We start from the raw sequence: 24,228 nt of genomic DNA, 5'->3' as shown, positions 1-24,228 counted from the left end.
CGGATGGCGGCGGTTGTAGACATGATCGGCCACAGCATGGGCGGCCGCCCCGCTGAATATCTGATGGGCCGGCTTGGAATGCCCATTAGCGATGACACGATCCTTCGCCAGATTAAACGAAGGGCTTCCACACATAGTACAGGATTGAAAGATGCCACCAGCAATATTCCTGATTTGATGCTTGCTGATCCGACCGAGGTGCGATCGGCGGCATCCGTGACCGTATCAGTTTAACGGAAAGTATCATAATATCAGTCGTTTTACGCAAACGATGAAGACTCATCCTTCGATGCATACTCACAATGAAGCACTTTAATGTCTGGATATATATGGCCTCCTTCCGGAGGGAAGAGACCATATAAGAAAGTGAATACGAGTCCCGGCAGGGTATTGCTTGGGGTGCCGGGACTCGCGGCCCGGAAAGGTATTCGGGCAACTTGATTGATAAAGTGAGTCGACCTGTCTTGCAGTTCAATTAGTGCAACCTTCGGACACATCGCGATAGCAACGATGTTTTTACGGATCGGGTTGATCGAATATTTCCTGCTTGATGCCGATCATGAGACGGAGCAGGCGTATTGTGTTGGCCGCTTCGAGCATTATCCCGTTAATTTCAATTGCATATTTGAATTCGATACCATCTGCGAATTGGTCGAGCTGACAGGCGATATCAAGATCATCGTCACTTGCCATTACTCCCGAAAAGGCGATGAGCGCGCGATAATAGCGGATAGCAGCGGCCGCCTCGCGAAGGAGTGCCTGCTTCTCACTGGTCGATAAAAACAGCGTATCGTTCGCCGATCTTACCAGATCACGGTTGAGGCCGTCCCGAACCTGCATGGCTACGCCCTGTTCGTCCGGTCAATTGAAATATGATCGTCGGTGGCCCGTCGCTCCACCCCTCGGCTTGAGCAGGTCTGCTCCAGGCAATCACGTCGGCATGTTCTTCCGCCAATTTCCGGGCACTGCGAAGGGCGCGTTCCTCGCACTCAAACTGCATGGGATCAAAGGCAGGGACGAATTCCCCGGTTTCCGTACGATTGAATGCCAGAACAACGACAAGATGGGTGGGTTTGGTCATCATAATTCTCTATCTCCACCGAGATGGCGCATCAACCCTTCGCAGTGCAATTGATCTCTGCTCTTCATAAACAATCTATGGCAGGGAGACTAGCTGGTTTTAACGTATTCGCTGCACGCTTCGGAACGGCATTCCTGGTAGAGTTTTACGTGCTCTTTTCATGAAACCGCATCATGGTGTAGGGCGTCATACCGTATGCCTGTCGATAGAGCGACGAGAAGCGGCCGGGACTGGAAAACCGGAAATGCATGGCAAGATCGGAAACATTGCGTATGCTGCCGCTCACAATGGCTTCATGGGCTGCGGATAGTCTATATTCGCACAGCACATGCATCGGGCTCTTGTCGGTGTATTCCTTGAACATGCGCTGGAGCGCGCGAACACTGCAACCGGCTACCTCGGCAACTTCATCAATGGTGATTGCATTATGAATGTTTTCGCGCACGAAGCTTTCGGCGCGCAGCACATAGCGCGGCTTGATACGGTGCTCCGGTGTCCTGTTCGCGCCGGTGGGATTATCGGGCTTTGTTATGATGAGCTTGGCCAAGAGCAGCCGCTCATAAACATTGGCAAGGGTCGGACGGTTGGCGTTCGTTGCGGTGCCGATGTCTTCGCTGACATGGCATAGGGTCTGGTAAAGGGCTGACGCGCTGCCGGTGCGGAAATCATAAAGTGGCGCAAAGCCGAGGTTTTGAAAATATGGCCGGCGCATAACGCGCTCGAAATAGTCACGCAACGTTGTTACAGGTACGCGATATGCGACCCAGGAGCTACCCGGCTGCAGCTTGATTCTCAGACCAGGATGATCGATGACGCTCGTCGCGGTGCCTGCCGTCACGCTTTGTATCTTGCGCTTCCTAGCGTCGATGAGATCAAGCGCACCCATGAGAACAAAGATGAAACTGAATGTCGAAGAGGCACCCTTCGAACTGATACTCAGGTGGCCATTCGCCTCGCCGTATAGAATGGAGGTCTGTTCGAATTCGCAAATGTCTCGTTTAAAGGCGTGTTGCCCGGTATCCATGGAGTGGGCCAACCAACGCCATTTTTCATCAATGGCTTCAGCATGCTCTATGGAATCATGCGTTAAAGGTGATGATCCGTTATTTGCCAGAGCTGCGCAATAATCGTCCATATTTGCCCCACGAAAACAACTGGTGATTATAAAATTCAAGAGAACCCTAATGGTTAGTTAAGGTGAGTATTTTCTGCCGCTGTTACGGGGTTCGATCCTGCTTTAAATAAGCCATCAACAAATACGATGGCCCAAAACGGGTTTGGGACATCGTTTGTTTTTTCAGTCCTGATCAACCCAATAGAGATCCCAGAACAAGGCCAGGTGTCGTTGCGATCCCTGTGTAGGCACCGGCAACCAGCTCGGCAGCTCCCTGGCCAAGATGAGCCCCGCCCTGGATGAACGTTGCAAAGGCTTCAGCGAATGACACGCCTCCATCGGTTCCGCCTGGCAGGCCAGGGATTCCTGGAAGCCCGGGTAGTCCAAGAAGGCCGCCGGCGACACTGTCGATTTCAACGTCGCTTAGAGCGCGAAGCGTAGTTTGTTCCATAGTAGTCATCCTCTCTCCATTGAGTATAAATTACTTGTACAACGTCAAAAAATTTATACGTCGGAATTCCATTGTCAATGTACTTCAAATTGTTTCAGAAAAAATTCACATTACTTTAGACAAAAAACGACATTTACTAGCAATTATTTATCAAAATATAATTCAAATATTTTAACAAGTAATATTATTCAATGTAATATTTTTGTGTATTGCCGATATGCGGCTGTTTAATGCAGTTATCAATATAATATTCCCATATTTTAGAAGAAAATCTTGCCGCGGCAGAGCTGATTTTTTGAAGAATGACGGAATGCAGATCTTGAATTCGAAGAATGTAATGTCCTCATGAGGCCTGGGTGAACAGTAATACTCCGTTGTTTCGACCTGAATCACTTGAAGCTAAACGTCTGGCCTGGCTGGGTAGACCAACCATCTTACAAAATATTCCAACAATCCTCACAGCTTTGGTATCCATCGTCATGGTAATCGCCACAGTGTTGTTTCTCGTGTTCGGACAGTACACAAGGCGTGTAAGGGTATCGGGCACCATCCTGCCGATCGAGGGCCTGACACGTATCGTAGCGCCGGGTTCGGGCTGGGTTACTGAACAACTCGCCAAGGAAGGAAGCCGGGTCCAGAAAGGCGATACTCTGTATGTCATAGGCCTCGACAGCACGACATCGGTTGGAAATACTCAAGGCGCGATCAATGAACTCCTTCGCAAAAAGCGTGACCAGTTTCGCACAGAAATCGAGCGCCGCCGGGCAATGGATGTCAAGGACAAGGATAATCTTGAGAGCCGGAAGAATGACCTCGATCGCGAACGCAGCCAGATCGACTTTCAAATTGATCTCCTTGAAGATCACGTGCGTACGTTGAAACAATATGCGGATAATCAGCGCGATCTTCTTTCACGTGGTGTTTCGGTTTCGATCGAATATGAAAGCCGAATGCAGGCCCATATGAGCCAGCAATCACAGCTCGAAAGCTTGAAACGGGAGCGCATCCAACTAGAAGCCCGGTGGCAGGAGACTGTCAACCAGATCATCGGATTCGACCTTCGTTCGGCATCTGCGATCGGAGATTTGCAACGTCAAATTACGGACGTCGAACAACAGATTGCAGAAGGGGAGGCGCGCCGCGAGCTTCGTACCATTGCCCCAAGAAGCGGGACGATAACGTCTGTCATCACTCAAGCTGGTCAGACAGTTTCTGCCGGAACGCCATTGCTTACCATTCTGCCCGACGATGCCAAGCTTGAAGCGCAACTATTGGCTCCAAACCACGCTATAGGCTTTCTTCGAAAAGGCGCGCGCGTGTTGCTACGGTATGAGGCATTTCCCTATCAGAAGTTTGGCCAATATCCGGGGATCGTTTCTGTGATCTCGCGAGCAGCTCTCAGGCAGGATGAAGCAGAGCTTCTGCTTGCCGGAAGTAGCCAGTCGCAGACCGCGTCCGCTCTCTACCGTGTTACCGTAACACCCGAAACGTCCAGCGTCCTGGCTTATGGGCGCAAGGAACCATTACAAGCCGGCATGCAGGTTGAAGCACATATTCTGGCAGAAACACGTCCACTTTATCAATGGATTCTCGAGCCTTTATATGGGCTTCGCGGAGCCTTCATTTCCACCAAGGCGGCTCAATGATGTCCTTGAATCTTCCCCAGCGTCTGCTTGGTGGTCTTGTCTCGCGCACCCCGATCATATTGCAGACCGAAGCTGCCGAATGCGGGCTGGCATGTCTTGCAATGATCGCAGGTCATCATGGGCATATTCTTGATATGCCCGCTGTGAGACGCCGATTTTCGACATCGCTCAAAGGCATGACGCTGCGTGATCTATTGGCGGTTGGCAATAAATTGGAACTGGCCACCAGGGCGTTGCGGCTTGAGCTTGCGGATCTGCGTCAATTACGGCTGCCTTGCATACTCCATTGGGATCACAATCACTTCGTTGTTCTCATCAAGGCCGGGGCCAATTCGATAACGATCCATGACCCTGCAGTCGGCCGGCGAAATCTGCCGCTGGCCGAGGTTTCACGGCGGTTTACCGGCGTTGCTCTTGAAGCGTGGCCCACAGAACGATTCACCGCGAAGAACGAGCGTGTAAGCATCCGCATATTTGAACTTGTAAAGAACACTATTGGTATCAGACGGGCCGCCACGCAGATTTTTGCTATTTCGCTCCTCCTGGAAGCGGCCACAATCGCCATGCCCATCGGATTTCAGCTGGTTATCGATGAAGTGGTCGTGGCAGCGGATTATGATCTTCTAACTCTCATTGCGCTCGGCTTTGCACTTATATTGATCCTGCAGGCTTTCGGCAGCTTTGTAAGATCGTGGTCGACAATGCTGATTGGTTCCAGCCTGGCATTACAGTGGAAGGCCAGCCTTTTCGACCATCTGATGCGCCTGCCGTTTCCCTTCTTTGAAAAACGTCACGTGGGCGATGTTGTATCTCGCTTCGGTTCGCTTGATTCTGTGCAGCGCACACTGACGACAAGCGCCATTGTCGCAATTCTCGACGGCCTTATGTCGATCGGGCTTATGGTGATGATGTGGTTCTATGGGGGCTGGCTATTGGCCATCTCTGCTGTTGCCACAGCGCTTTATGTCCTTTTGAGATTATTGGCATATTCGACCTATCGGGGACTGTCGGAAGAAGCCATCGTCTATTCTGCACAGGAGAGCTCCCATTTCATGGAAAGCGTACGCGGCATCGCCAGCCTCAAGGTGCTCAATCTTGAAGAACGCCGACGCAGCGTTTGGATCAACCACCTCGTTGATCGCATCAATGCAGAACTGCGTGTGCAAAAGTTCGATATTGTCTTTCAAACTGCCAGTCGGCTGCTTTTTGGGGCAGACCGTATTTTCATTGTTTATTTTGGAGCCCGGGCTGTCCTTGGAGGGGATATGTCGGTTGGAATGCTGCTTGCATTCCTGGCTTATAAAGATCAACTGACCGCCCGCATCGACAACTTCATCAATTCGACATTGCAACTCCGGATGCTTTCACTCCACGGAGAACGCATTGCCGACATTGCATTGGCTGCTCCGGAGGAACGCCCGCCAAATATTGTTCCATTGCAAAAAGAATCGCAACTCGAGAAAGCCGGTCGATTGAACGTTGAGAATGTCAGCTTTCGTTATTCGGACAATGAGCCAGAGGTCTTGTCCCATCTGAACATAAGAATAGAGGCTGGTGAGTGCGTTGGTATTGCCGGACCGTCCGGCTCCGGCAAAACCACTTTTCTCAAGATACTTGCCGGTCTCATTGTGCCGACGGAGGGGCGCGTTTCTATTGATGGCACTCCTCTATCCACAATAGGGCCTGCAGCATACCGGAATAGAATTGGTTGTGTTCTTCAGGATGATCGTATGTTTGCCGGCTCTATTGCAGAAAATATTTGTGGATTTGACCCGGCACCCGATGCTGCCCGACTACAGGCAAGTGCAGTGTTTGCGGCTGTTCATGCCGAAATTCTCGCCATGCCCATGGGCTATGAAACATTGGTTGGCGACATGGGAAACACTCTGTCCGGCGGCCAGCAACAACGTATCATCCTCGCGCGCGCGCTCTACCGGCAACCGTCTGTTCTTCTGCTGGATGAAGCGACCAGCCATCTTGACCCGGCAAACGAAGCCGTGATCAACGCCGCCATAGGTCAACTGCCCATTACACGCATCGTAATCGCCCACAGGCCTTCCACACTTGCGATGACAGATCGAATAATCGAGTTCGGGGCTTCTTAGCCGCCCCGGCAACCATAGATTAGCCGGGTTTACGCATTGGGGGTAATGCAATGAATGATAATGACAACGAGAAAGAATGGTCAGGTTACCGGGCTTTTGCGGTCTACAGTGCCGTATTCTTTATCGGCATCACTATTGCGGCTGTTATTCGCTGGCTCTTGCGTTAACAGTTTTGCCCTGCCACATAGTTTAGGCAGAAATCTGTGCCAACTGCGCAAAGTGGCGCGATGCGCGGATATGAAATCGAACGCACTCCGATCCCAGGTTTGTTGGTTATGCCTGCGATTGAAGACTTTTCGGGCAAGAGTTTAATGGGGCATTGTAGACATTATCGCTACAATCGAAAACGCTTCAGATTCGCCCATTATCGGCATTTTCAAACGAAGGTTTTCTCGTGCCTACAAATTTGTACAAGCGTGCTATGTTTCGAACGCACGGGCAAATTTCACGTCGCAAAGCTTGTGCATCGCGTCGGATTGTCGATCCTTTCAAGTCGAGCCCAACTTAACTGCGCGCGCCGTCTGTCGCAGTTCACTGAACTCATTTTTCAAAAGGTATATTCAATGTACGCCACACGTGCCCGCCGTGCAGAAACGTGATCAACGAAACAGATACACTGGAAGGTCTGGGATGGTCAGATTTCTTCCAAAGCCAACTCGAACCCCATGACATAGATTGCGTACCTATGCGCATTTCCAAAGTTCATCGCGCGCGTCTGGTTGCAATATCGCCCACCGGGTCGGTTAACCTCATTCCTTCGGCTCAAACCAACACTGCGGATTTTGCGGTGGGAGATTGGGTGCTGATTCGTCCGGAAGATAACTCAGTGCAACGCTTGCTGGTCCGAAAAACTTTGATCTCACGTCAAAGAGGAGAAGGTGGGCCCAATCAACTTGCTGCTGCCAATGTCGACACGCTTTTTATCGTCACCTCATGCAACGATGATTTCAACTCGGCCCGCCTTGAACGATACCTTGCTATGGCGAATGAATCCGGGGCTGATCCGGTTATCATCCTGACAAAAGCCGATACCGTGGCAGATGCCCGAAAATATGAGGAGCAAGCAGCTCTGTTACAGCGTGAGCTGCCTGTTGTAGTACTCGACGGGCGTTCGCCAGACTGTGTAGACACCTTGGCGGTTTGGTGCGGGCCGGGGCAGACAGTAGCACTGGTCGGTTCGTCAGGTGTCGGTAAATCAACGCTCGTAAATGCATTGATCGGCGGTAGTGCGCCCCAGCTGACCGGCGACATACGTGAACACGATGGAAAGGGCCGCCACACCACTACTTCGCGGTCTCTGCATTCCATTGAGGGGGGCGGTTGGGTAATTGATACGCCGGGAATTCGCACGCTCAATGTCAGCGATGTGAGCTACGGAATCGATATGCTCTTTGCTGAAATCACGGAGCTTGCCCCTCTTTGCCGGTTTCGAAATTGTACTCATTCTCATGAACCGGGTTGCGCGGTACAGGCGGGGGTGAATGCAGGCACTATCGATCCTGAACGTCTGACACGCTGGCGAAAACTCCAGGTAGAAAATGCTGCAAACACTCCTGCACCGAGTCAGTCAAGGGGCGGCGGTGAGAAACCGAACCGTAAAAATCGATGACACATTGAAACGTATGAAAATGTCGCGATACGTGCGTCTCACATCGGAATGATTGTCAGGACCTGCGTATTTTCCAAAATTTGCTTCTCGCCTGATACCGTGTTTTCAGTTTTGCAACGTAAGTGTGATGAGGTTCGATTGAGCCATAGTCGATAATACCCGCCGATATTGTCTGAAGGTCGCTCAATTGACGTGCTGCATTCCTGTATCGTGCTGCTCGACTCCAAACTAGGGCAAAGTTGATCATGGCCCGGAGCGCTATAGTTGCAGCCACTGGAAAACTGTTCCGGAGCGTGTCTGCGGCACGACTTAAAAGTTCATAGTCTTCACCGTTCAAATCTTTCTCTCTAGAAATTACGAGCCGCGCAGCTTTTTCCAGATTGGGCCAAGTCAAAAGAAAACGCAGCGCCTGATGGGCGTCGGGATAAGCCGCAACGGTAGCGTCGGGTTAACGGAATAGTCTGGATCGATTTGATATTCGATGGCTATGACCGAACCCCAGCCTGCTCATTTTCGACGTCACCGCTTTCCCGCCGAAATAATCGCCCATGCGGTCTGGCTCTATTACCGGTTTCCGCTCAGCTTTCGCGACATCGAAGATCTACTGGCCGAGCGCGGTATTGAGGTTTCGTTCCAGACCGTCTCGGAATGGGCTGCAAAGTTTGGCCTTAAATTCGCCCACCAACTCCGTCGGCGCTCGCGAGGCCACTTTGCTGACAAATGGCAGCTTGATGAAATGGTGGTGACGATCAAGGGAAAGAAATACTGGCTCTGGCGCGCCGTTGATGCCAATGGCTACGTCCTCGATGCCTTGTTGCAAAGCCGGAGAAACAAACGTGCAGCCCTGCGGCTGATGCGCAAGCTACTCAAAGGCCAGGGCATCTCGCCACGGGTCATGGTCACCGACAAGCTGCGGTCCTACGCTGCAGCGAAGGCGGAACTGCTGCCGGGCGTCGAGCATCGATCCCACAGGGGCATCAACAACCGAACAGAGAATTCACATCTTCCCGTGCGACGACGGGAGCGGCGGATGATGCGGTTCAAGTCGACCCGGCAATGCCAGCGTTTCGTCTCAGTCCATGGCCAGATCGCCAATCTCTTCCTTCTTCACCGCAAACATCTCTCCGCCGCAGATCATCGAAAACTTCGCTCCCACGCGATCGCAACATGGCAAGACATCGACATGGCGATCAGCGCATGAAAGACGGCCTACGGGAAGAAGTGCGCCCGGTCCCAGATTAAGGCGACGCCACCTGTAGCGCATTATTGGGTCGGTATCGCAATTCTATTTCTGGTCGCTACCCGCGTCGTGGTGCGCCTCATTCAAGGTGCTCCAACGCCTGCAGGATCTTACGGCGTCTTAACCTATCTAGCCAGAACAACACATTTTTTATTTTATCTTTTGCTTGTTGCGATACCTGTCACAGGGCTGTTGACAATTTATGTGTCAGATAGCTTTGGAGATATTCATGGGCTTGGCAAACCAGCTTTCATTGTGCTGATCGTCCTGCATGCGACCGGAGCGCTGTTCCACCAGTTCGTTCTGAAGGATGGCACGCTCCGGCGCATGTTCATTCCAGCACGATGATTGATGATAGTCCAGTTGTGTTGGGGGCTTCCCTCTCCGCCGAGAAATATTGTGTTCCATGACCGGCGCCATTCATGGCATTGAGGTGGATATTGTGCGCCACCCATCGTAAGGCGTGCCGCTCATATCTTGCGGTTAAAGGCCTCGATAATAAGTTTGATGCCCAGAAAGCCCATGACTGTTCCTGCCGTATAATCAAGCCATTTTTTCAGGCGGCCATATAGTGCGCGCATGCGGAAACCGGAAAACGCCAAGGCGACGATCGAATACCATCCTGCTTCGACAAGGAACAGAGAAACCGGAATTGCAAAAAGCAGCCATTTGACGGGATCGGCGGGCAGCACCGCAGCAAAGATACTGGCGTAGAAGATGGAGGTTTTCGGATTGCTGAGCTGGGTAAGCAATCCGACGAAAAACGCGCGTTGCACCGTTATTTCTTTGGTGCTGCGCACGGCTTTACCCGTATCCAAAGGCGCTGAGGCACTTCGGCAAATACGATAGGCCATATAGAGCAGATAGCTGCCGCCGATTATTTTAAACGCCAGGTAAAGCCATTCAAACTGCATCAGCAGCGCTGTAAGCCCCAGCACTGCCAATGAGGCGAAGATCAATCCCCCCACACCCATGCCCAACGCGGAGGCGAGACCATGGGCGCGCGAGCTGGAAAGAGCTATGCGCGAGACCAGCACGAAACTTGGGCCGGGACTCATGGCACCAACCGCCATTGCCGCGACGATACTGACGAGAACTGCAAGGGCGTCCATAAATCTCCTCCAAGCTTCTTGGCGCACACCATCATAACGCTGTGAGGCGGTGGCTTGTCAATTCAGAATTACCAGGCCCTAAGTCCTGCTCCTAGGGGCAGGGGAAATGCGCTGGCCGTGTGTTGGTCAGCGCTGGCGCTGCGACATTACTTTCCTGCCCGGGCTTTTGTTCCGAGGGAGGCGTTATTGCCGGTTGGGATTGTTTGAGGTCGTTCCGGTTGAACGGCTGTTCCTCGGCAATGGAACGGAACAGGCGTTTAGAGGGACCATCCAGCAGTTCAACCCGGCCGGGATAATTGGGGGAATCGCGCCATGGTGTTGTCAAAAAACGGATATTGTCGGACGATATCACGCGAACGGCGAGCGCCAGTTTTATCATCAGCGCGGGCGTAAATTCCGGGTCAGTGGTGACAGATTTGCTGACAATGTTCAGGAAGTTGATCACTCTGCCGGGATTCAACAACATGCCGCCGCCCATGACCTTATTGCCCAAGGCGGACAGAAAGTGTTGCTGGCGCTGGATGCGCCCTATATCGGTTCCGTTGCTCAGGCCATGACGCACCCGCACATATCCGAGTGCCTGTTCGCCACGCAGAACCTGTAAACCGGATGGCAGGTCGAGCGGAAGATAGGTGTCGTGGATTGGTTCGGGGATACAAACCTCCACCCCACCGGCAGCATCCACCAGCATTTTGAAGCCGGTGAAATCGACTATGGCAAAGTGATCGATATGGATGCCGGTAAGTGTCTCAATGGTTTTCCAGATGCAACCAATACCTCCGGCACTGAATGACGAATTGATGATGCCGCGCTGCGCCCTTTGTCCCGGCAAGCCGTTGCGCGGGATGCATCCGGGTAGCCGAACCCGCAAATCCCGCGGGAAGCTGATGATTGCCAGTTCATTCCGCTCAGCTGGCAGGTGCGCCAACATGATTGTATCGGAGCGCTCGCCAAAACGGGCGGCATCGCTTCCCTCTCGCCGGTCGGAGCCGACCAGAAGAATATTGATTGCGGACGGTGATGCTTTGGCGGGACGGTTGTCACCCAGTTCATCGGGGGTGACTTTGATGTGTCTGACGTTGGAGATCATTGTGAAATATGTGACGCCAACACCAAGGGCCATGAACAATGGAAGGGCAGCAGCAATCAGGATCGACCAGAAGATCCAGCGGGGCATCCGCTTCGGCGGTTTCTTTCCAGAGGGAGATTCATCGGTCAAATTGATTGCCCATGCAGTGGTATAGCCTTGAGCATTACGATACATCGGGATGTTGCAAGTGTAATCCCCAATCTAGCGCTTGGCCTCTCTTGATATTGTATAGCATAAATGCGGGTGGGTGATCGTTTTGCCAGCGAAGCTCTTGTTTTTGCCAAGGATAAATTGAACTAGTCCGGAACCTTGAACCGTGTGGGCGGTTTCTTTTCAAACAACCACCAAAAGGTTCTGAATTATGACGCTCAAAGCACTTGCCATTAATTGCACGCTGAAGGTCGATGGACAGTCATCGACGCAAAAGATGATTGATCTGATTGCTGAAGCCTTTGAGGCGTTTGGTGTTCAAACGTCCTCTATTCGTCTTGCCGAATTCAACGTTAAACCGGGGGTGAAATCCGATGAGGGCGAATTGGATGACTGGCCCTCCATAAGAAAAAGGCTTCTAGAATCCGACATACTTATTCTTGGTACACCGATCTGGATGGGGCAGCCCTCGAGTGTTTGCAAGCGTGCGCTCGAACGCATGGATGCCTTCCTCAACGAAACGGATGATCAGGGCCGTATGCTCACCTATGGCAAGGTTGCGACCGTGGCTGTGGTTGGAAATGAAGATGGCGCGCATCATGTTTCTGCCGAACTTTATCAGGCTTTGAATGATGTGGGTTTCTCTCTTGCGCCAAATGCCGTGGCTTACTGGGTGGGGGAAGCCATGGGCAGCGTGAACTTTGTGGATTTGACGAAGGTGCCCGATACCATTGTCAATACGGTAGCGATGATGGCACGAAACACCGCACATCTCGCCAATAATCTAAAGACCAATACCTATCCGGGCGAGAAATCCAGGACATAACCGGCTTGTCCCGTCTCGCGGGATACCAAGGGTTTCATGGTGGCTCACCATGAAACAATAAGTGCTGTTGCTAATGCAAGGGCAGTTGATAGTGTACCGCAGCCAACGCCACGCAGCGCCTATGCTGGCTAAATCTAATGGAGACCTACTACGTGAGTGCGGATGAAAATCACCAGCTGGTAGCCGCCAGGTTGGCTGCCATTGTCGATAGTTCGTTCGATGCAATTGTCAGCAAGGATTTGAACAGTATCATTACCAGCTGGAACCCGGCGGCCGAACACCTTTTCGGCTACAAGGCGGACGAGGTATTAGGCAAGAGTATTCGCATTCTGATTCCCGAGAGCCATCAGAGTGAAGAAGATGACATCATTTCCCGTGTCCGGGCCGGTGAGGTGGTTCAAAGCTTTGAAACTCTTCGTGTCAGAAAAGACGGTTCATTCGTTCCCGTCTCGCTGACTGTTTCACCCATCAAAGACGATCACGGCACGATTGTCGGCGCTTCGAAAATTGCGCGTGACATCACTGCTTCGCGCGATAATGAGCGGCGCATACGGCTCTTGCTTCGCGAAGTTAATCATCGCGTGAAAAACCAGTACGCGGTTATGATGTCCATCATCAGGGAAACCGCCAAGCGAACGCAGAGTGTGGAAGAGTTCCAACGCCAGATCAATGAACGCATAGCATCGCTTGCCAGCTCGCATGACGTGCTGGTTTCAACCGACTGGAAAGGCGGCGATCTGAAAACCTTGATAAACGATCAACTGCGACCGTTTAAGCATGATGGACTTATAACGGTTGCAGGACCTCCATTGGTGCTTGGAGCATCCGCCGTATTGCATATCGGCATGGCAATGCATGAGTTGGCGACGAACTCCGCAAAATATGGCGTGCTGGCGTCTTCGCTGGGAAAGATCACCATTTCCTGGACGATTGACAGCAGCGGGGACGAAGAACTTTTAAAACTCCGGTGGGACGAAACAAACAACGGGCCCGCTGTTAAAATAGATCACAAATCCGGCTTTGGATATGTCGTGTTGCAGCGCGCTACACCGCTGGCGCTGCGTGGCAGTGCCCACATTACCGTGACTGATGAACGTCGCATGTGGGAGCTTGTTGCCCCGTTGAAAGAATGCGTTTCCGATCTGGCGGATCATGATCTTTAGTCCGCCAGACCGGTTGTTAGACAGAAGGGGATAAGGATCAACCTATTGCTTCGCGAGCGAATCTATTATTAAAGGATAAGCTCTTTTCCTTGCGGCGAAACGTCCAACGCGGCAAATGTGGTCATGGCAGCCTCCAATAATGTTGCACATCGCAGTATGCACCAAAACGTGAAGAGAGCGCTGCCGCGATTACCTCATGTTTCCACCGAAGATCGGGCCTATGACGCTCAGCTCATCGAACTGAAAGCTGCGGGCTGTCATGCTATTACGAGGAACACGGATCTGGTGCATCTCGCACTCGCCCGGTTGGCACGGCTGACCGCATGCCAGTTGTAAGGTTCTGACACTGTCAGCCCGAGGCTGCGATCTAGAGCATTTTCGGCAAAACGGAGTCGCCTTCAATGCTCTATCTCTTTGTTTTTACGCAATTCCGGACGCAAAACCGGTTCCCACTTTTGCTGGAATTGCTCTAACATCACCGCATTCTTGATTCAGCTTGTAAGTAATGAGAATTTCAATTACTATCTATCCTACAAAAGGAGATCTCCCATGACTTTACTAGCGGTAACGATGAAAGGGCAGGTCACGCTAAAGCGGGACTTACTACAACACCTTGGCATCAAGCCGGGCGAACGGATCGAGTTTGACAAGCTGCCGGGCGGTGAGCTTCGGGTGAAGGCGGCGAGGCCAACGGGCACCATTGACAGTTTCATCGGTCGACACGCAGGTAAGGTCAAGAAGCTGATGACGATTGAAGAAATGAACGAGATTGCCGCCTCCGGTTGGGCAGGGGAAAAATGAAAATTTCTGTCGATACAAACGTATTGGCTCGAGCGGTTTTGCAGGATGATGCAAAGCAAGGCCGCGCTGCCCGCAAGCTGCTAAAAGGAGCTTCCCTGATCGCGGTGTCCTTGCCCTGCTTGTGTGAGTTGGTTTGGATATTGCGCCGGGGTGCGAAGCTGTCGAAAGAAGATGTATCCGTGACAATCCGCGATTTGCTGGATACTGAAAATGTCGTGATGAACCGACCCGCTGTTGAGGCTGGGCTTGCGGTCCACGAGGCTGGCGGCGATTTCGCGGACGGCATCATGGCCTATGAGGGCAATTGGTTGGGGGGCGAAACCTTCGTCTCATTCGATAAACAGGCGGTCGAACTGTTAACACAACAAGGCGAGGCGGCGAGGCTCTTGTCCTGAGCGACCAACCTTCACCACATTCCCCGCAGCAAATTCACATCATCAGCTCACCGCCAACTTCGCCAGGCTGTCATGCACGCATGGCCCGAAGTCGCATACCTCAAAAACGCTTATTCAAGAGATCAAAGACCGAAACGGATCTAAACGAAAGTTAAGGTAACTGTGCCAGCCGCTATCTGTCGCCGAAAATCCGCGTCTTCGTGGATTTTATGGCCGACAATTTATTCGCCGGTTAAGAGCCGGAAAACAGCACCGATATAAGCAATGGAGTGGGCAATCAACTCCACTCTGTTCCCCATTCCTGCACCATATGATCAGGCCCTATCTGTTTGAACTGGCGGATCGGAACCTGATAATCCACGGCACGGATCGGGCTCTTCAATTCGTCATTGACCAACCGTTTTTTTCCGGCGCGCCGGCTTGGATCGGCCATTGGCACCGCAGAGAGCAACCTGCGGGTATAGGGATGCTGCGGATTGCCAAACACGCTGGCACGCGTTCCAATCTCGACAATCTCGCCGAGATACATCACCGCCACCCTATGGCTGATCCGTTCGACTACCGCCATATCATGGGAAATGAAGAGGAAGGCCAGTTTCAGCCTTTCCTGTAGGTCCAGCATCAGATTCACCACCTGCGCCTTGATCGAAACATCGAGCGCGGAAACGGCCTCATCGGCAATGATGAGTTGCGGTCCCAATGACAGGGCGCGGGCGATGCATATGCGCTGGCGCTGGCCACCGGAGAACTCGTGCGGATAGCGGTCATAAACATCACCGCTCATACCGACACTATGCAAAAGTTCGCTCACGCGTTCGCGGGCACGTTTTGGCGTTTCCGTGCCATGGGCAATCATTGGTTCGGCTATGCTCTCGCCAATGCGCATGCGCGGGTTGAGGCTGGCATAGGGGTCCTGAAAGATCATCTGCATACGCTTGCGCATGTCTCGAAAGGAAGATTTTTCGATGCTCAGAATGTCGTCCCCGGCAAGCCGGATTGACCCGCTGGTCGGCGTGGTCAGCCGGACAATAGAGCGGCCTGTGGTTGACTTGCCGCAGCCGGACTCGCCAACCAGAGCAAGCGTTTCGCCGGGATATATATTGAACGAGACATTCTCGACCGCATGCACGCGGCCAGCCAGCCCACGCAAGACGCCTTTGCGGATGTCGAAATATTTGGTCAGGTTTTTTACTTCGAGAATTGGCTTTGTAGCCTCAACCGTATCAATGCCCTCTGGCGGCTCAGCTGCAATACCTGTCTGCTGATCGACCAGGGGAAAGCGAAGCGGCCGGACCTTGCCGATCATCGACCCGAGCTTTGGTACGGCAGACAAAAGCGAGCGCGTATAGGCATGCTGCGGATTGGCAAAAATATCGGCGGTATCGCCGGTTTCGACTACATCGCCGCGCAGCATGACAATGGTGCGGTCGGCAATTTCGGCGACCACGCCCATATCATGCGTAATAAAGAGAACGGCCATGCCTTCCTCTTCCTGCAAATCACGGATGAGCTCAAGAATTTGAGCCTGAATGGTCACATCCAGCGCAGTGGTGGGCTCGTCGGCGATCAGGAGCTTTGGCTTGCACGCCAGCGCCATGGCGATCATGACGCGCTGGCGCATGCCACCGGAAAGCCGGTGCGGATAGTCGTTGGTGCGCGATTTTGCTGAAGGGATGCGCACACGCTCCAGAAGCCGGATGACTTCAGCCTCGGCTTCGGTCAGGCTCATATTGCGATGGCGCATCAAGGCTTCAGCGATCTGAAATCCAATGGTCAGGCTCGGATTGAGACTGGTCATCGGCTCCTGAAAGATCATGGCAATTTCGTTGCCACGCACATTGCGCATTTCTTTCTCGGGCAAGTCGAGAAGCGAGCGCCCCGCCAATGCAATACTGCCTTCAACCTTGCTGTTGCCGCCAGGCAGCAATCGCATGATCGACAGTGCGGTCATGCTCTTGCCTGAACCGGATTCACCGACAATAGCCACTGTCGTCTTTGGTGCGATGTCGAACGAGATGTCGCGAATGACCGGCGTCCATACCCTGTCATTATAAAAGGAGGTGCGCAGCTTGGTGACAGAAAGAATGGGGGGCGTCATCTTGTATCTCTCATCTGAAACTTAAAACAGCACGCTGGCAAGGAAGCGAAGGCAGATCAGCAGAAGGAAAATGCCGAAGGCTATCTCCAGCTTTGATTTGGACCAGGAATGCGCAAGCCTGACCCCGAGCGGGGCAGTCAGGACCGTGGTTGGAATGAAAAGGGCAAGCCCCAGCAAGGAAACAAAGCCGATGGCGACCGGGAATTGCAGCGCGACGACATCTGGAAACTGCGACGCGCGGGGCCAGCCTGCATACATATAGCCAAGTGTTCCGGGGATTGAGATCAGTATGCCGAGACCCGACGAGGTAGCGACCGCCTGGTGGATCGGGCGGCCATAAAACGTCATGAACAGATTTGATAATTGCCCGCCGCCAATGCCCATCAGAGACGACAGAATGCCGATCAAAAGCCCGTAGCTGCGCATGAGCCAACCTGCCGGAAGGTCATCGGCAATACGCCACTGATCATTGCCGAACAGCAAGCGGATGGCGGAGACACCGGCGACCACGACAAACACAATCTTGAAGAGGTCAGCGGGCGCATAGCGGGCGACAAAACTGCCAAGAACGACGCCGAGGACCACGGGAACAGCCCATTGGCGGAGGATTGTCATATCAACTGCGCCCTTGGCCTTGTGCGCGTAAAAGGAACGCAGAGAGGTCGGAATGATGATGGCCAGAGAGGTGCCGATGCATAGTGGCATGCGCACTTCTTCCGGTACGTCCATGAAGCGGAACAGCTCGTAAAGAACCGGAACGGCGACAGCCCCGCCACCAACGCCAAACAGACCGGCAAGCAAGCCGGTCACCGCGCCCGCCACCAGCAGGCCGACCACCAAAAAGGACAACTCAAACAGAGGAATGCCAAACATATTCTATGCCTTTCACTAAAGGCCGCCCGGTTGCGATGGCCGGGCGGTAAATCCTCAACGTCCGATTGCGTAGGCCTGCATAAGGCGCGGCGTAGCGGCTGCCCGCAAAATGCCATCCGGTTCCCGCTCGGCGGCGGTCAACCGACCGACTGACCATTGCGGAACGATCTCAACATCATGGCCGCGTGCCTTGAGCGCATCGATGGTTTCACGGCCAAAGCTCTCTTCGACGACGAGGCGACCCGGGATCGCCTCTCGCGGATAGAAGGAGGAGGGGAAATGCATGGTGTGGAACAAAGGCAGGTCAATGCTTTCCTGCAAGTTGAGACCATGATGGACCCGGCGCAGGAACATCGCCAGTTGCCACTGGTCCTGCTGATCGCCGCCCGGCGTTCCGAAAACCAGACGCGGCTTTCCTTCATAGTGAGCCAGCGAAGGGGTCAATGTTGTGCGCGGGCGCTTGAGCGGCGCCATGCTGGCTGGAAGTCCCGGTTCCAGCCAGAACATTTGCGCGCGCGTGTTGAGCGCAAAGCCAAGCTCGGGAATGATCGGCGATGATTGCAGCCATCCGCCCGATGGCGTGGCGGAGACCATGTTGCCCCATTTGTCGATGACGTCGATATGAACCGTGTCGCCACGCTTTTCAGTGCGCAAATGCGCCATGGTCGGCTCACCTGCGCCCGGTCCAATATCGCCGCTGGCACCGGCATAACGCACCTGCGACATTGCCGTCTTGAGCTGTGTCTCAAAACCCGGAATCGTGCCGGGCCGTAACTCTATCGATGCTTCGTTTGTGATGAGCGCACGTCGCTGATCGCTATAAGCGTCAGACAGCAGCGCTTCCATCGGAACATCAACAAAATCCGGATCGCCGTAATAAACCTCACGGTCAGCGAAGGCGAGTTTCATGGCTTCCGTTACAGTGTGTATGAACTCGGCGCTGTCCGGCTTCATGGCAGCGATATCAAGCTTTTTGAGGAGCGCCAATGTTTGCAGGAATACCGGTCCTTGTCCCCAAGGCCCTGTCTTGGCAACAGTCCAGCCATGATAGTCATAGGTCAGAGGGGTTTCATATGTTGCGCTCCAACGCGCCATGTCGTCGCCGGTCAAGAGGCCCTTATGGCGACGCCCGCTGGTGTCCATGGCTTCGGTCTGGCGGCAGAAACGGTCAATCGCTTCTGCCACAAAGCCACGATAAAAGGCATCGCGTGCCTTTTCGATCATCGCTTCGCGATTGCCGCCTGCTGCCTCCGCCTCATCGACAATGCGCTGATAGCTATCGGCAAGGACAGGATTGCAAAACAGTTTTTTCGCTTCCGGAGCCTTGCCGCCGGGCAGCCAGGTCGCCGCCGATGTTGGCCACTCCTTGGCAAAGAATTCCGCATTGTCCTTGATCGTATTGGCAACACGCGGCAGCAGCGGATGCCCGTGCCGAGCATAATGGATCGCAGGTTCCATCACATCCCGCAGCTTCATGGAGCCGTGATCACGCAGAAGAACCATCCATGCGTCAAACGCGCCGGGCACAACGGCGGCCAGAAGCCCGGAACCGGGGACGAGATCAAGATCCAGCGCCTTGTAAGCGTCGATGGTTGCGGCTTGCGGGGTAACGCCTTGTCCGCACAGGACTTCGGTCTTTTGTGTCCGGGCCGAATAGAGAATGATCGGCACTTCGCCCGAAGGCCCGACTAGATGCGGCTCTACAATCTGCAGCACAAAGCCAGCGGCGACCGCAGCATCGAAGGCATTGCCGCCGCGTTCCAGCATGGCCATACCGGCAGCTGACGCGAGCCAGTGCGTGGAGGTCACAACACCAAAGGTGCCCAAAATTTCCGGTCTCGTTGTAAACATATTTGTCATTCCTGCTACGTATGGATGTTTAGTATTCACGCGGGTCGATTGCGTCGCGCAGGCCATCGCCAAGAAGGTTGAAACCCAAAACGGCGAGGAAGATCGCGGCCCCCGGCCACAGCGACATCCAGGGCGCCTGCGAGATGAAATTCTTGGCGGTGTTCAGCATGGAACCCCAGGAAGGGTTGGGTGGTTGTTGGCCAAGTCCGAGGAAAGACAGGCTGGCCTCTGCGATGATGGCCGCGGCTATCGTCAGCGTAGCCTGTACAATGACCGGAGGAATTGAGTTCGGCAGGATGTAGCGCAGGATAATGCGCGGGTGCCGCAGGCCAATGACCTGTGCTGCCTCGACATACTCTTCCGCCTTGACCGAGAGAACCTGTCCTCTTGTGAGGCGGGCAAAGATCGGCGCGGCTGACAGGCCAATGGCGATCATCGCATTGGTCAGGCTGGCACCCAGAAATGCCGCGAGCGAAATTGCGAAAATGAGGAAGGGAATGGCCAGCATTGCATCGACCAGACGCGAAATGATACCATCAATCCAGCCACCGAAATATCCCGCAAGCAGGCCAAATGGCACGCCGACGATGACGGCAATCACCACGGATACGCCGCCCGCCATCAAGGATGCGCGAGCGCCATAGATCATACGCGAGAAAATATCGCGCCCCAGCTCATCCGTTCCTAGCCAGAATTGGGCAGAAGGCGGCTTGCGTATCGTGGTGAAACTCGTCTGAAAAGGATCATAGGGCGCAATCAAGGGAGCAAAGACCGCGAGCACGACGAAGACACCGACAATGATAGCCCCGGCAACGGCCGCCTTGTTGCGTGTGAATTTAGATAATTGGCGGCCGAAAGGACTATGGCGAACGGAGGTGACGGCACTCATGTGGCATCTCTCAGGCGTGGATTGACGACGATATAGAGAATGTCGGCGAGGAGGTTCATCAGGATGAATCCGACGGCGGTGCAAAGCACCACACCCTGCACCACGGCATAATCACGGGTGAATACGGCATCGACGATCAATTTGCCAAAGCCGGGAATGGTAAATATCTGTTCGGTCAGGACAGCACCGGCGAGCAATTCGCCAAACAGCAGCGTCGAGAGCGTGATGATCGGAACCAACGCATTTTTCAGCGCATGGCGCAGAATTACGGTCTTTTCATTCAAGCCCTTGGCGCGGGCTGTTCGCACATAATCGGAGCGCAGCACGCCGAGCATGGCTGATCTGGTGTGGCGCATCAGAACGCCCGCCAGTCCCGTTCCCAGAACGAAAGCGGGCATTATCATCGTGCGCAGGTTCTGGCCGAGATCTTCAAGCGGGGAGGTGTAGCCGGAGGCGGGGAGCAATTGCCATTGCACCGAGACCAGCAGAATGAGCATAAGACCAAGCCAGAAATTGGGAATCGAAAGACCGGACAAGGCCACGACATTGATTGCGTAATCCGTGGCCGTGCCTTTGCGTATGGCAGAAATAATGCCGGCGGGCACGCCGATGATAAAGGCTATGACCATGGCGAACGCCGCCAGCTGGATGGTGACCGGCAGCTTCTGCGCAATCAGGCTGAGGACTGGCTGCTCGGTACGCAGCGAGATGCCCAGATCGCCCCGCAAAATTTGTCCGAGCCAGGCGAAATACTGAACCGGGATCGGATCATTGAGATGATACTTCTCCTGTAGATAGGCAATGGTCTGCGGATCGCGGTCCTCGCCAGCCATGGTGAGAATTGGATCGCCGGGAAGAAGTTTCTGCATACCGAATACGATAATGGAAACGAGAAGCAGCGTGGGCAGGACGACGATGCATCGTCTGAAAACAATCTCGATCATGGGGAAACACTTTAAAGCTGGAAACGGAAGGGCAAGGGAGCGCCACGGATTGGCCACTCCCCACCACGAAAATCAGCCCTCGGACGAAACGCCTTTGAGGCGGATCATGCCATCGGGATAAGCAGTGAAACCCTTCACATTGGCCCGCGCTGCAAATGGCCATGGCTGATAGTAGAGATAGACGATGGGCAGTTCGTCCTGGGTAATTTCCTGAACCTGATCATAAAGAGCCTTCCGCTTGGCCGGATCTGTCAGGCTGCGGGCCTCTTCAAGCAGGGCATCGGCCTTTTCACTGCAAAAATGCGCGTCGTTGAGATTGCCCTTGCAGCTGACAAATGGGTGAATATTGCCATCCGGATCGGCACGGCCTGACCAACCGCTCTGGCCCGCTTCAAAGGACCCATCCTTCAGCGCCGATTGCAGCGCGGCAAACTCTGTCGGGCGCAGCGAGATGTCAAAACCGGCCTCGGCGGACATTGCCTGGATCAGCTCATAGATTTGCTGGGAAGCGGTATTGTTGCCAAAGGCGATTTCGAGTTTGACGCGCTCATGGCCAGCTTCGGCCAATAGCGCCTTGGCCTTGGCGACATCACGCTGGCGGCTTTCGAACTTCTTGTCATAAGCAAAGCTGGTTGGTGGAAACGGCTGGTAGGCAGGCTGGAAGATGCCTTGGCCAACGACATCATTAATGACGTTGCGGTCGATGGACAGTTCAAACGCCTGACGGATGCGTTTGTCATGCCCGATCGGAAATGTATCCTTGTCGCCCTTCTTCATGTTGAAGGTCAAAGCCTGATAGCCGGTTCCGGTAACTGGATAGAATGCCAGATTGGAATCGCCCTTCACAGCTTCAATATCCGAGGGGGCGATACGCTCAATGAGATCAAGATCGCCCGAGCGCAGATTTGCCAGACGCACTGTCGAATCCGAGATCGGAATGAAGGTAAGCTTGTCGTAGTTGAAGTTCTCTGCATCCCAATAATCCGGGAATTTTTCCAGAACGATGCGGTCGTTCTGGATACGCTCGACAAATTTATACGGTCCGGAACAGACAGGGTTTTCGCCAAAGTCGCCACCCTCGAAAGCTTTGGGTGACAGGATCATGCCAGCACGATCCGAGAGCTGCGACAAGAGTGATGCGTCGGGCTTGACCAGCTTGATCACGAGCGTCGTTGCATCAACAACCTCTACGGAATCGATCGAGGCAACTTCGCTCTTGCGCAGCGATTCCGGCAATGTCTTGGCGCGCTCCAGATTGGCCTTCACCGCAGCAGCGTCAATCGTCGTGCCGTCATGAAATTTGCCGTTGTCGCGCAGTTTGACGGTAAGCGCCTTGCCATCTTCCGACCATGACCATTCCCTGGCCAGTTGCGGCTGGATTTCGAGCTTTTCATTGATGTCAAAAAGCTTGTCGCACAGGGAGGTGAAGACGATGCGTCCGACGAAAGTTCTGGCGCGATGCGGATCCAGAACATCCGCATCGTCCTGCAGACCTATGCGCAGGTCAGCGGCAAAGGCCGCGGAGGCCGAACCAACAATGGCGGCGGTTAAAAGGAGTTTCTTTATGCAGTTCATTTTATTCCCTCTTTAGTTGAACTTTTTTACTGCTGATTTCATCATCGGGCGCTGAGTCCCAAACTGGCGGCACACTGTCTGTAAGCTGCATGGCTTCGATCACCGCGCTGCGAATGGAAACCAGATGCCTGCGCATGGCAGCTTCTGCCTCGGCGGGATCGAAACGGCGAATAGCTTCGATCACGGCGTCGTGCTGCTCTACAGAAAGCGTGGTGCGACCAGAGGACCGCGTCCGTTCACGAAAGTGGCGCCAGGCATCGTTTTGGCGGATCTGGTCAATCATGCCCATGAAAAGGATAAAAAGCTGATTACCGGCCGACTCTGCGATCTTGCGATGAAAAGCCCCGTCCCAAAGCTCCCAGGAATCAATGTCTGTCGCATCCTTTGCCTTGGACGCCAATCTTTCCAGTTGTTGGATCAGAACGGGTGTGGCCTTGGTGGCAGCCATGCGAGCAAGCACCGGCTCGATTTCAATGCGCACCTCCATCACTTCAAGCGGATTGGTGAATTCTGCCAGATTGCTGACGCGGAGCGTGCTTGAGACCTGTTGTGAACCGGCAAAGGTTCCTTTCCCTTGCTGACGCCATATGAGGCCTTCATCTTCCAGAACTTCGAGCGCCCGGCGAAGAGCACGCCGCCCGACGCCGATTTCCTCAGCCAATTCCCGCTCAGGGGGGAGGCGGAGTTCCCCACCCAATGGAACAGAGCTCAACAGTGTGCGCAGCCGCTCAAGAGCGTGCCCGGAATTTGCAGCAGGTTTGGCACGAATGGACATGGAAACCCTAGAAAGCGGATCAATATTGGCAATGGTTCACTATGTGAGAGATAGAGCTTGGCGCTAAAACAAAAGTTTAGGGGAAGATTTTTGAAGCCAAGCGTAGTTTCGCACATTATTGAGCGTAATTAACAACAAAGCATGACGCAACCAATTTCTTTTATGGTTCACTTTATTAACAGCCCGCAAGGACGGTTTCATATGCCAGATTGTTGGATCGGAATTATCCTGCTCCCAACACGTTGCTTGGCGACCTGAGGCCTTTGCCTCGAAGGTTCGCCGCGTCCTGCTTTCAGAGGCGACAACCTCTTTGCTGAAATTGGTGCCAATCCTACGTAAAATTGTCGACAATATCGTTGACAAAGAGAAATCCTTATGGCCCTATGCTGTCAATAAAAGCGCGGTCAAGCTTGCAAAAGGCACTCGCGGAAGAGGGAAAC

Annotated in this window: 23 protein-coding genes and 1 pseudogene; 10 read left to right on the top strand and 14 right to left on the bottom strand. The window is 53.6% G+C overall.

Annotation, left to right across the window (positions count from 1 at the left end):
• The first annotated feature begins 3 nt into the window (after positions 1–3).
• Positions 4–234 carry a hypothetical protein gene (locus tag ACYJL1_RS19365; RefSeq protein WP_460899193.1) on the top strand — a complete coding sequence of 77 codons (231 nt, stop codon included), beginning with the start codon at positions 4–6 and terminating at the stop codon, positions 232–234.
• A 282-nt stretch (positions 235–516) separates the two neighbouring features.
• Here the strand turns inward: ACYJL1_RS19365 and ACYJL1_RS19360 are convergent, their stop codons facing one another.
• The 4 genes from ACYJL1_RS19360 to ACYJL1_RS19345 all read right to left on the bottom strand — a co-directional run bounded on the left by ACYJL1_RS19360 (position 517) and on the right by ACYJL1_RS19345 (position 2,646).
• A complete protein-coding gene (locus ACYJL1_RS19360; RefSeq protein WP_460898555.1) occupies positions 517–840 on the bottom strand; it encodes a hypothetical protein in 324 nt (107 codons plus the stop codon).
• Positions 812–1,084 (bottom strand): hypothetical protein, encoded by a 273-nt coding sequence (locus ACYJL1_RS19355; protein WP_460898554.1) that lies wholly within the window; start codon positions 1,082–1,084, stop codon positions 812–814. The genes ACYJL1_RS19360 and ACYJL1_RS19355 overlap by 29 nt, the downstream gene beginning before the upstream one ends.
• 142 nt (positions 1,085–1,226) lie before the next feature.
• Positions 1,227–2,216: a helix-turn-helix transcriptional regulator gene (locus tag ACYJL1_RS19350; protein WP_460898553.1), complete on the bottom strand. Its 990-nt coding sequence runs from the start codon at positions 2,214–2,216 to the stop codon at positions 1,227–1,229.
• 172 nt (positions 2,217–2,388) lie between these two features.
• Positions 2,389–2,646 carry a hypothetical protein gene (locus ACYJL1_RS19345; protein WP_460898552.1) on the bottom strand — a complete coding sequence of 86 codons (258 nt, stop codon included), beginning with the start codon at positions 2,644–2,646 and terminating at the stop codon, positions 2,389–2,391.
• Positions 2,647–3,002: 356 nt separating this feature from the next.
• On the opposite strand from ACYJL1_RS19345, the gene ACYJL1_RS19340 reads away from it, so the two are divergent.
• From ACYJL1_RS19340 to rsgA, 3 genes are all read left to right on the top strand, one after another.
• Positions 3,003–4,292: an HlyD family secretion protein gene (locus tag ACYJL1_RS19340; protein WP_460898551.1), complete on the top strand. Its 1,290-nt coding sequence runs from the start codon at positions 3,003–3,005 to the stop codon at positions 4,290–4,292.
• Positions 4,289–6,397, top strand: coding sequence for a peptidase domain-containing ABC transporter (locus tag ACYJL1_RS19335; RefSeq protein WP_460898550.1), 2,109 nt, complete (start codon positions 4,289–4,291; stop codon positions 6,395–6,397). The genes ACYJL1_RS19340 and ACYJL1_RS19335 overlap by 4 nt, the downstream gene beginning before the upstream one ends.
• A gap of 685 nt (positions 6,398–7,082) precedes the next feature.
• On the top strand, positions 7,083–8,006 hold the full coding sequence (rsgA, locus tag ACYJL1_RS19330; RefSeq protein WP_460898549.1) for a ribosome small subunit-dependent GTPase A: 924 nt from the start codon (positions 7,083–7,085) through the stop codon (positions 8,004–8,006).
• Between the two features lie 55 nt (positions 8,007–8,061).
• On the opposite strand, the pseudogene ACYJL1_RS19325 reads toward rsgA, so the two are convergent.
• A pseudogene (locus tag ACYJL1_RS19325) lies at positions 8,062–8,433 on the bottom strand (DUF6880 family protein); the annotation flags it as partial.
• 60 nt (positions 8,434–8,493) lie between these two features.
• On the opposite strand from ACYJL1_RS19325, the gene ACYJL1_RS19320 reads away from it, so the two are divergent.
• A complete protein-coding gene (locus ACYJL1_RS19320; protein ID WP_460899166.1) occupies positions 8,494–9,207 on the top strand; it encodes an IS6 family transposase in 714 nt (237 codons plus the stop codon).
• A 36-nt stretch (positions 9,208–9,243) separates the two neighbouring features.
• Positions 9,244–9,594, top strand: a complete 351-nt coding sequence (locus tag ACYJL1_RS19315) for a cytochrome b (RefSeq protein ID WP_460899165.1) — start codon at positions 9,244–9,246, stop codon at positions 9,592–9,594.
• Positions 9,595–9,716: 122 nt separating this feature from the next.
• Here the strand turns inward: ACYJL1_RS19315 and ACYJL1_RS19310 are convergent, their stop codons facing one another.
• Both ACYJL1_RS19310 and ACYJL1_RS19305 read right to left on the bottom strand, forming a co-directional pair.
• The gene (locus ACYJL1_RS19310) at positions 9,717–10,358 is read right to left on the bottom strand and encodes a LysE family translocator (RefSeq protein WP_460898548.1); all 642 of its coding nucleotides are present in this window, start codon (positions 10,356–10,358) and stop codon (positions 9,717–9,719) included.
• Between the two features lie 91 nt (positions 10,359–10,449).
• Positions 10,450–11,577, bottom strand: coding sequence for an LCP family protein (locus ACYJL1_RS19305; protein WP_460898547.1), 1,128 nt, complete (start codon positions 11,575–11,577; stop codon positions 10,450–10,452).
• 232 nt (positions 11,578–11,809) lie between these two features.
• Here ACYJL1_RS19305 and ACYJL1_RS19300 point away from each other — a divergent pair, with 232 nt between their 5' ends.
• The 4 genes from ACYJL1_RS19300 (at position 11,810) to ACYJL1_RS19285 (ending at position 14,783) form a co-directional block, all read left to right on the top strand.
• Positions 11,810–12,424, top strand: a complete 615-nt coding sequence (locus tag ACYJL1_RS19300; RefSeq protein ID WP_460898546.1) for a flavodoxin family protein — start codon at positions 11,810–11,812, stop codon at positions 12,422–12,424.
• 152 nt (positions 12,425–12,576) lie between these two features.
• Positions 12,577–13,587, top strand: a complete 1,011-nt coding sequence (locus ACYJL1_RS19295; protein ID WP_460898545.1) for a PAS domain S-box protein — start codon at positions 12,577–12,579, stop codon at positions 13,585–13,587.
• A gap of 549 nt (positions 13,588–14,136) precedes the next feature.
• Positions 14,137–14,388 carry an AbrB/MazE/SpoVT family DNA-binding domain-containing protein gene (locus tag ACYJL1_RS19290; protein ID WP_460898544.1) on the top strand — a complete coding sequence of 84 codons (252 nt, stop codon included), beginning with the start codon at positions 14,137–14,139 and terminating at the stop codon, positions 14,386–14,388.
• Complete coding sequence (locus ACYJL1_RS19285; RefSeq protein WP_460898543.1) at positions 14,385–14,783, top strand: type II toxin-antitoxin system VapC family toxin; 399 nt, start codon at positions 14,385–14,387, stop codon at positions 14,781–14,783. The genes ACYJL1_RS19290 and ACYJL1_RS19285 overlap by 4 nt, the downstream gene beginning before the upstream one ends.
• Before the next feature lie 277 nt (positions 14,784–15,060).
• Here ACYJL1_RS19285 and ACYJL1_RS19280 read toward each other — a convergent pair whose 3' ends face one another.
• The 7 genes from ACYJL1_RS19280 to ACYJL1_RS19250 all read right to left on the bottom strand — a co-directional run bounded on the left by ACYJL1_RS19280 (position 15,061) and on the right by ACYJL1_RS19250 (position 23,788).
• A complete protein-coding gene (locus ACYJL1_RS19280; RefSeq protein WP_460898542.1) occupies positions 15,061–16,881 on the bottom strand; it encodes an ABC transporter ATP-binding protein in 1,821 nt (606 codons plus the stop codon).
• Between the two features lie 21 nt (positions 16,882–16,902).
• Positions 16,903–17,754, bottom strand: coding sequence for a sulfite exporter TauE/SafE family protein (locus ACYJL1_RS19275; RefSeq protein WP_460898541.1), 852 nt, complete (start codon positions 17,752–17,754; stop codon positions 16,903–16,905).
• 54 nt (positions 17,755–17,808) lie between these two features.
• Positions 17,809–19,605 carry a gamma-glutamyltransferase family protein gene (locus tag ACYJL1_RS19270; RefSeq protein WP_460898540.1) on the bottom strand — a complete coding sequence of 599 codons (1,797 nt, stop codon included), beginning with the start codon at positions 19,603–19,605 and terminating at the stop codon, positions 17,809–17,811.
• A gap of 28 nt (positions 19,606–19,633) precedes the next feature.
• Positions 19,634–20,494 carry an ABC transporter permease gene (locus tag ACYJL1_RS19265; protein ID WP_460898539.1) on the bottom strand — a complete coding sequence of 287 codons (861 nt, stop codon included), beginning with the start codon at positions 20,492–20,494 and terminating at the stop codon, positions 19,634–19,636.
• Positions 20,491–21,438, bottom strand: a complete 948-nt coding sequence (locus tag ACYJL1_RS19260; RefSeq protein WP_460898538.1) for an ABC transporter permease — start codon at positions 21,436–21,438, stop codon at positions 20,491–20,493. The genes ACYJL1_RS19265 and ACYJL1_RS19260 overlap by 4 nt, the downstream gene beginning before the upstream one ends.
• Positions 21,439–21,510: 72 nt before the next feature.
• A complete protein-coding gene (locus tag ACYJL1_RS19255; RefSeq protein WP_460898537.1) occupies positions 21,511–23,013 on the bottom strand; it encodes an ABC transporter substrate-binding protein in 1,503 nt (500 codons plus the stop codon).
• A gap of 1 nt (position 23,014) precedes the next feature.
• The gene (locus tag ACYJL1_RS19250) at positions 23,015–23,788 is read right to left on the bottom strand and encodes a FadR/GntR family transcriptional regulator (protein ID WP_460898536.1); all 774 of its coding nucleotides are present in this window, start codon (positions 23,786–23,788) and stop codon (positions 23,015–23,017) included.
• Between the last annotated feature and the right edge of the window lie 440 nt (positions 23,789–24,228).

The organism is Phyllobacterium sp. K27 (assembly GCF_054796155.1).
Note: the sequence above shows the minus strand (reverse complement) of the source record. Positions and strands in the feature narration are given on the sequence as shown.

Bases quoted from the DNA above. Each gene is read 5' to 3' on its own strand.
- ACYJL1_RS19365 (WP_460899193.1), top strand. From the start codon at position 4: ATGGCGGCGGTTGTAGACATGATCGGCCACAGCATGGGCGGCCGCCCC.
- ACYJL1_RS19360 (WP_460898555.1), bottom strand. From the start codon at position 840: ATGCAGGTTCGGGACGGCCTCAACCGTGATCTGGTAAGATCGGCGAAC.
- ACYJL1_RS19355 (WP_460898554.1), bottom strand. From the start codon at position 1,084: ATGATGACCAAACCCACCCATCTTGTCGTTGTTCTGGCATTCAATCGT.
- ACYJL1_RS19350 (WP_460898553.1), bottom strand. From the start codon at position 2,216: ATGGACGATTATTGCGCAGCTCTGGCAAATAACGGATCATCACCTTTA.
- ACYJL1_RS19345 (WP_460898552.1), bottom strand. From the start codon at position 2,646: ATGGAACAAACTACGCTTCGCGCTCTAAGCGACGTTGAAATCGACAGT.
- ACYJL1_RS19335 (WP_460898550.1), top strand. From the start codon at position 4,289: ATGATGTCCTTGAATCTTCCCCAGCGTCTGCTTGGTGGTCTTGTCTCG.
- rsgA (WP_460898549.1), top strand. From the start codon at position 7,083: ATGCGCATTTCCAAAGTTCATCGCGCGCGTCTGGTTGCAATATCGCCC.
- ACYJL1_RS19320 (WP_460899166.1), top strand. From the start codon at position 8,494: ATGACCGAACCCCAGCCTGCTCATTTTCGACGTCACCGCTTTCCCGCC.
- ACYJL1_RS19310 (WP_460898548.1), bottom strand. From the start codon at position 10,358: ATGGACGCCCTTGCAGTTCTCGTCAGTATCGTCGCGGCAATGGCGGTT.
- ACYJL1_RS19300 (WP_460898546.1), top strand. From the start codon at position 11,810: ATGACGCTCAAAGCACTTGCCATTAATTGCACGCTGAAGGTCGATGGA.
- ACYJL1_RS19290 (WP_460898544.1), top strand. From the start codon at position 14,137: ATGACTTTACTAGCGGTAACGATGAAAGGGCAGGTCACGCTAAAGCGG.
- ACYJL1_RS19285 (WP_460898543.1), top strand. From the start codon at position 14,385: ATGAAAATTTCTGTCGATACAAACGTATTGGCTCGAGCGGTTTTGCAG.
- ACYJL1_RS19280 (WP_460898542.1), bottom strand. From the start codon at position 16,881: ATGACGCCCCCCATTCTTTCTGTCACCAAGCTGCGCACCTCCTTTTAT.
- ACYJL1_RS19275 (WP_460898541.1), bottom strand. From the start codon at position 17,754: ATGTTTGGCATTCCTCTGTTTGAGTTGTCCTTTTTGGTGGTCGGCCTG.
- ACYJL1_RS19270 (WP_460898540.1), bottom strand. From the start codon at position 19,605: ATGTTTACAACGAGACCGGAAATTTTGGGCACCTTTGGTGTTGTGACC.
- ACYJL1_RS19265 (WP_460898539.1), bottom strand. From the start codon at position 20,494: ATGAGTGCCGTCACCTCCGTTCGCCATAGTCCTTTCGGCCGCCAATTA.
- ACYJL1_RS19260 (WP_460898538.1), bottom strand. From the start codon at position 21,438: ATGATCGAGATTGTTTTCAGACGATGCATCGTCGTCCTGCCCACGCTG.
- ACYJL1_RS19255 (WP_460898537.1), bottom strand. From the start codon at position 23,013: ATGAACTGCATAAAGAAACTCCTTTTAACCGCCGCCATTGTTGGTTCG.
- ACYJL1_RS19250 (WP_460898536.1), bottom strand. From the start codon at position 23,788: ATGTCCATTCGTGCCAAACCTGCTGCAAATTCCGGGCACGCTCTTGAG.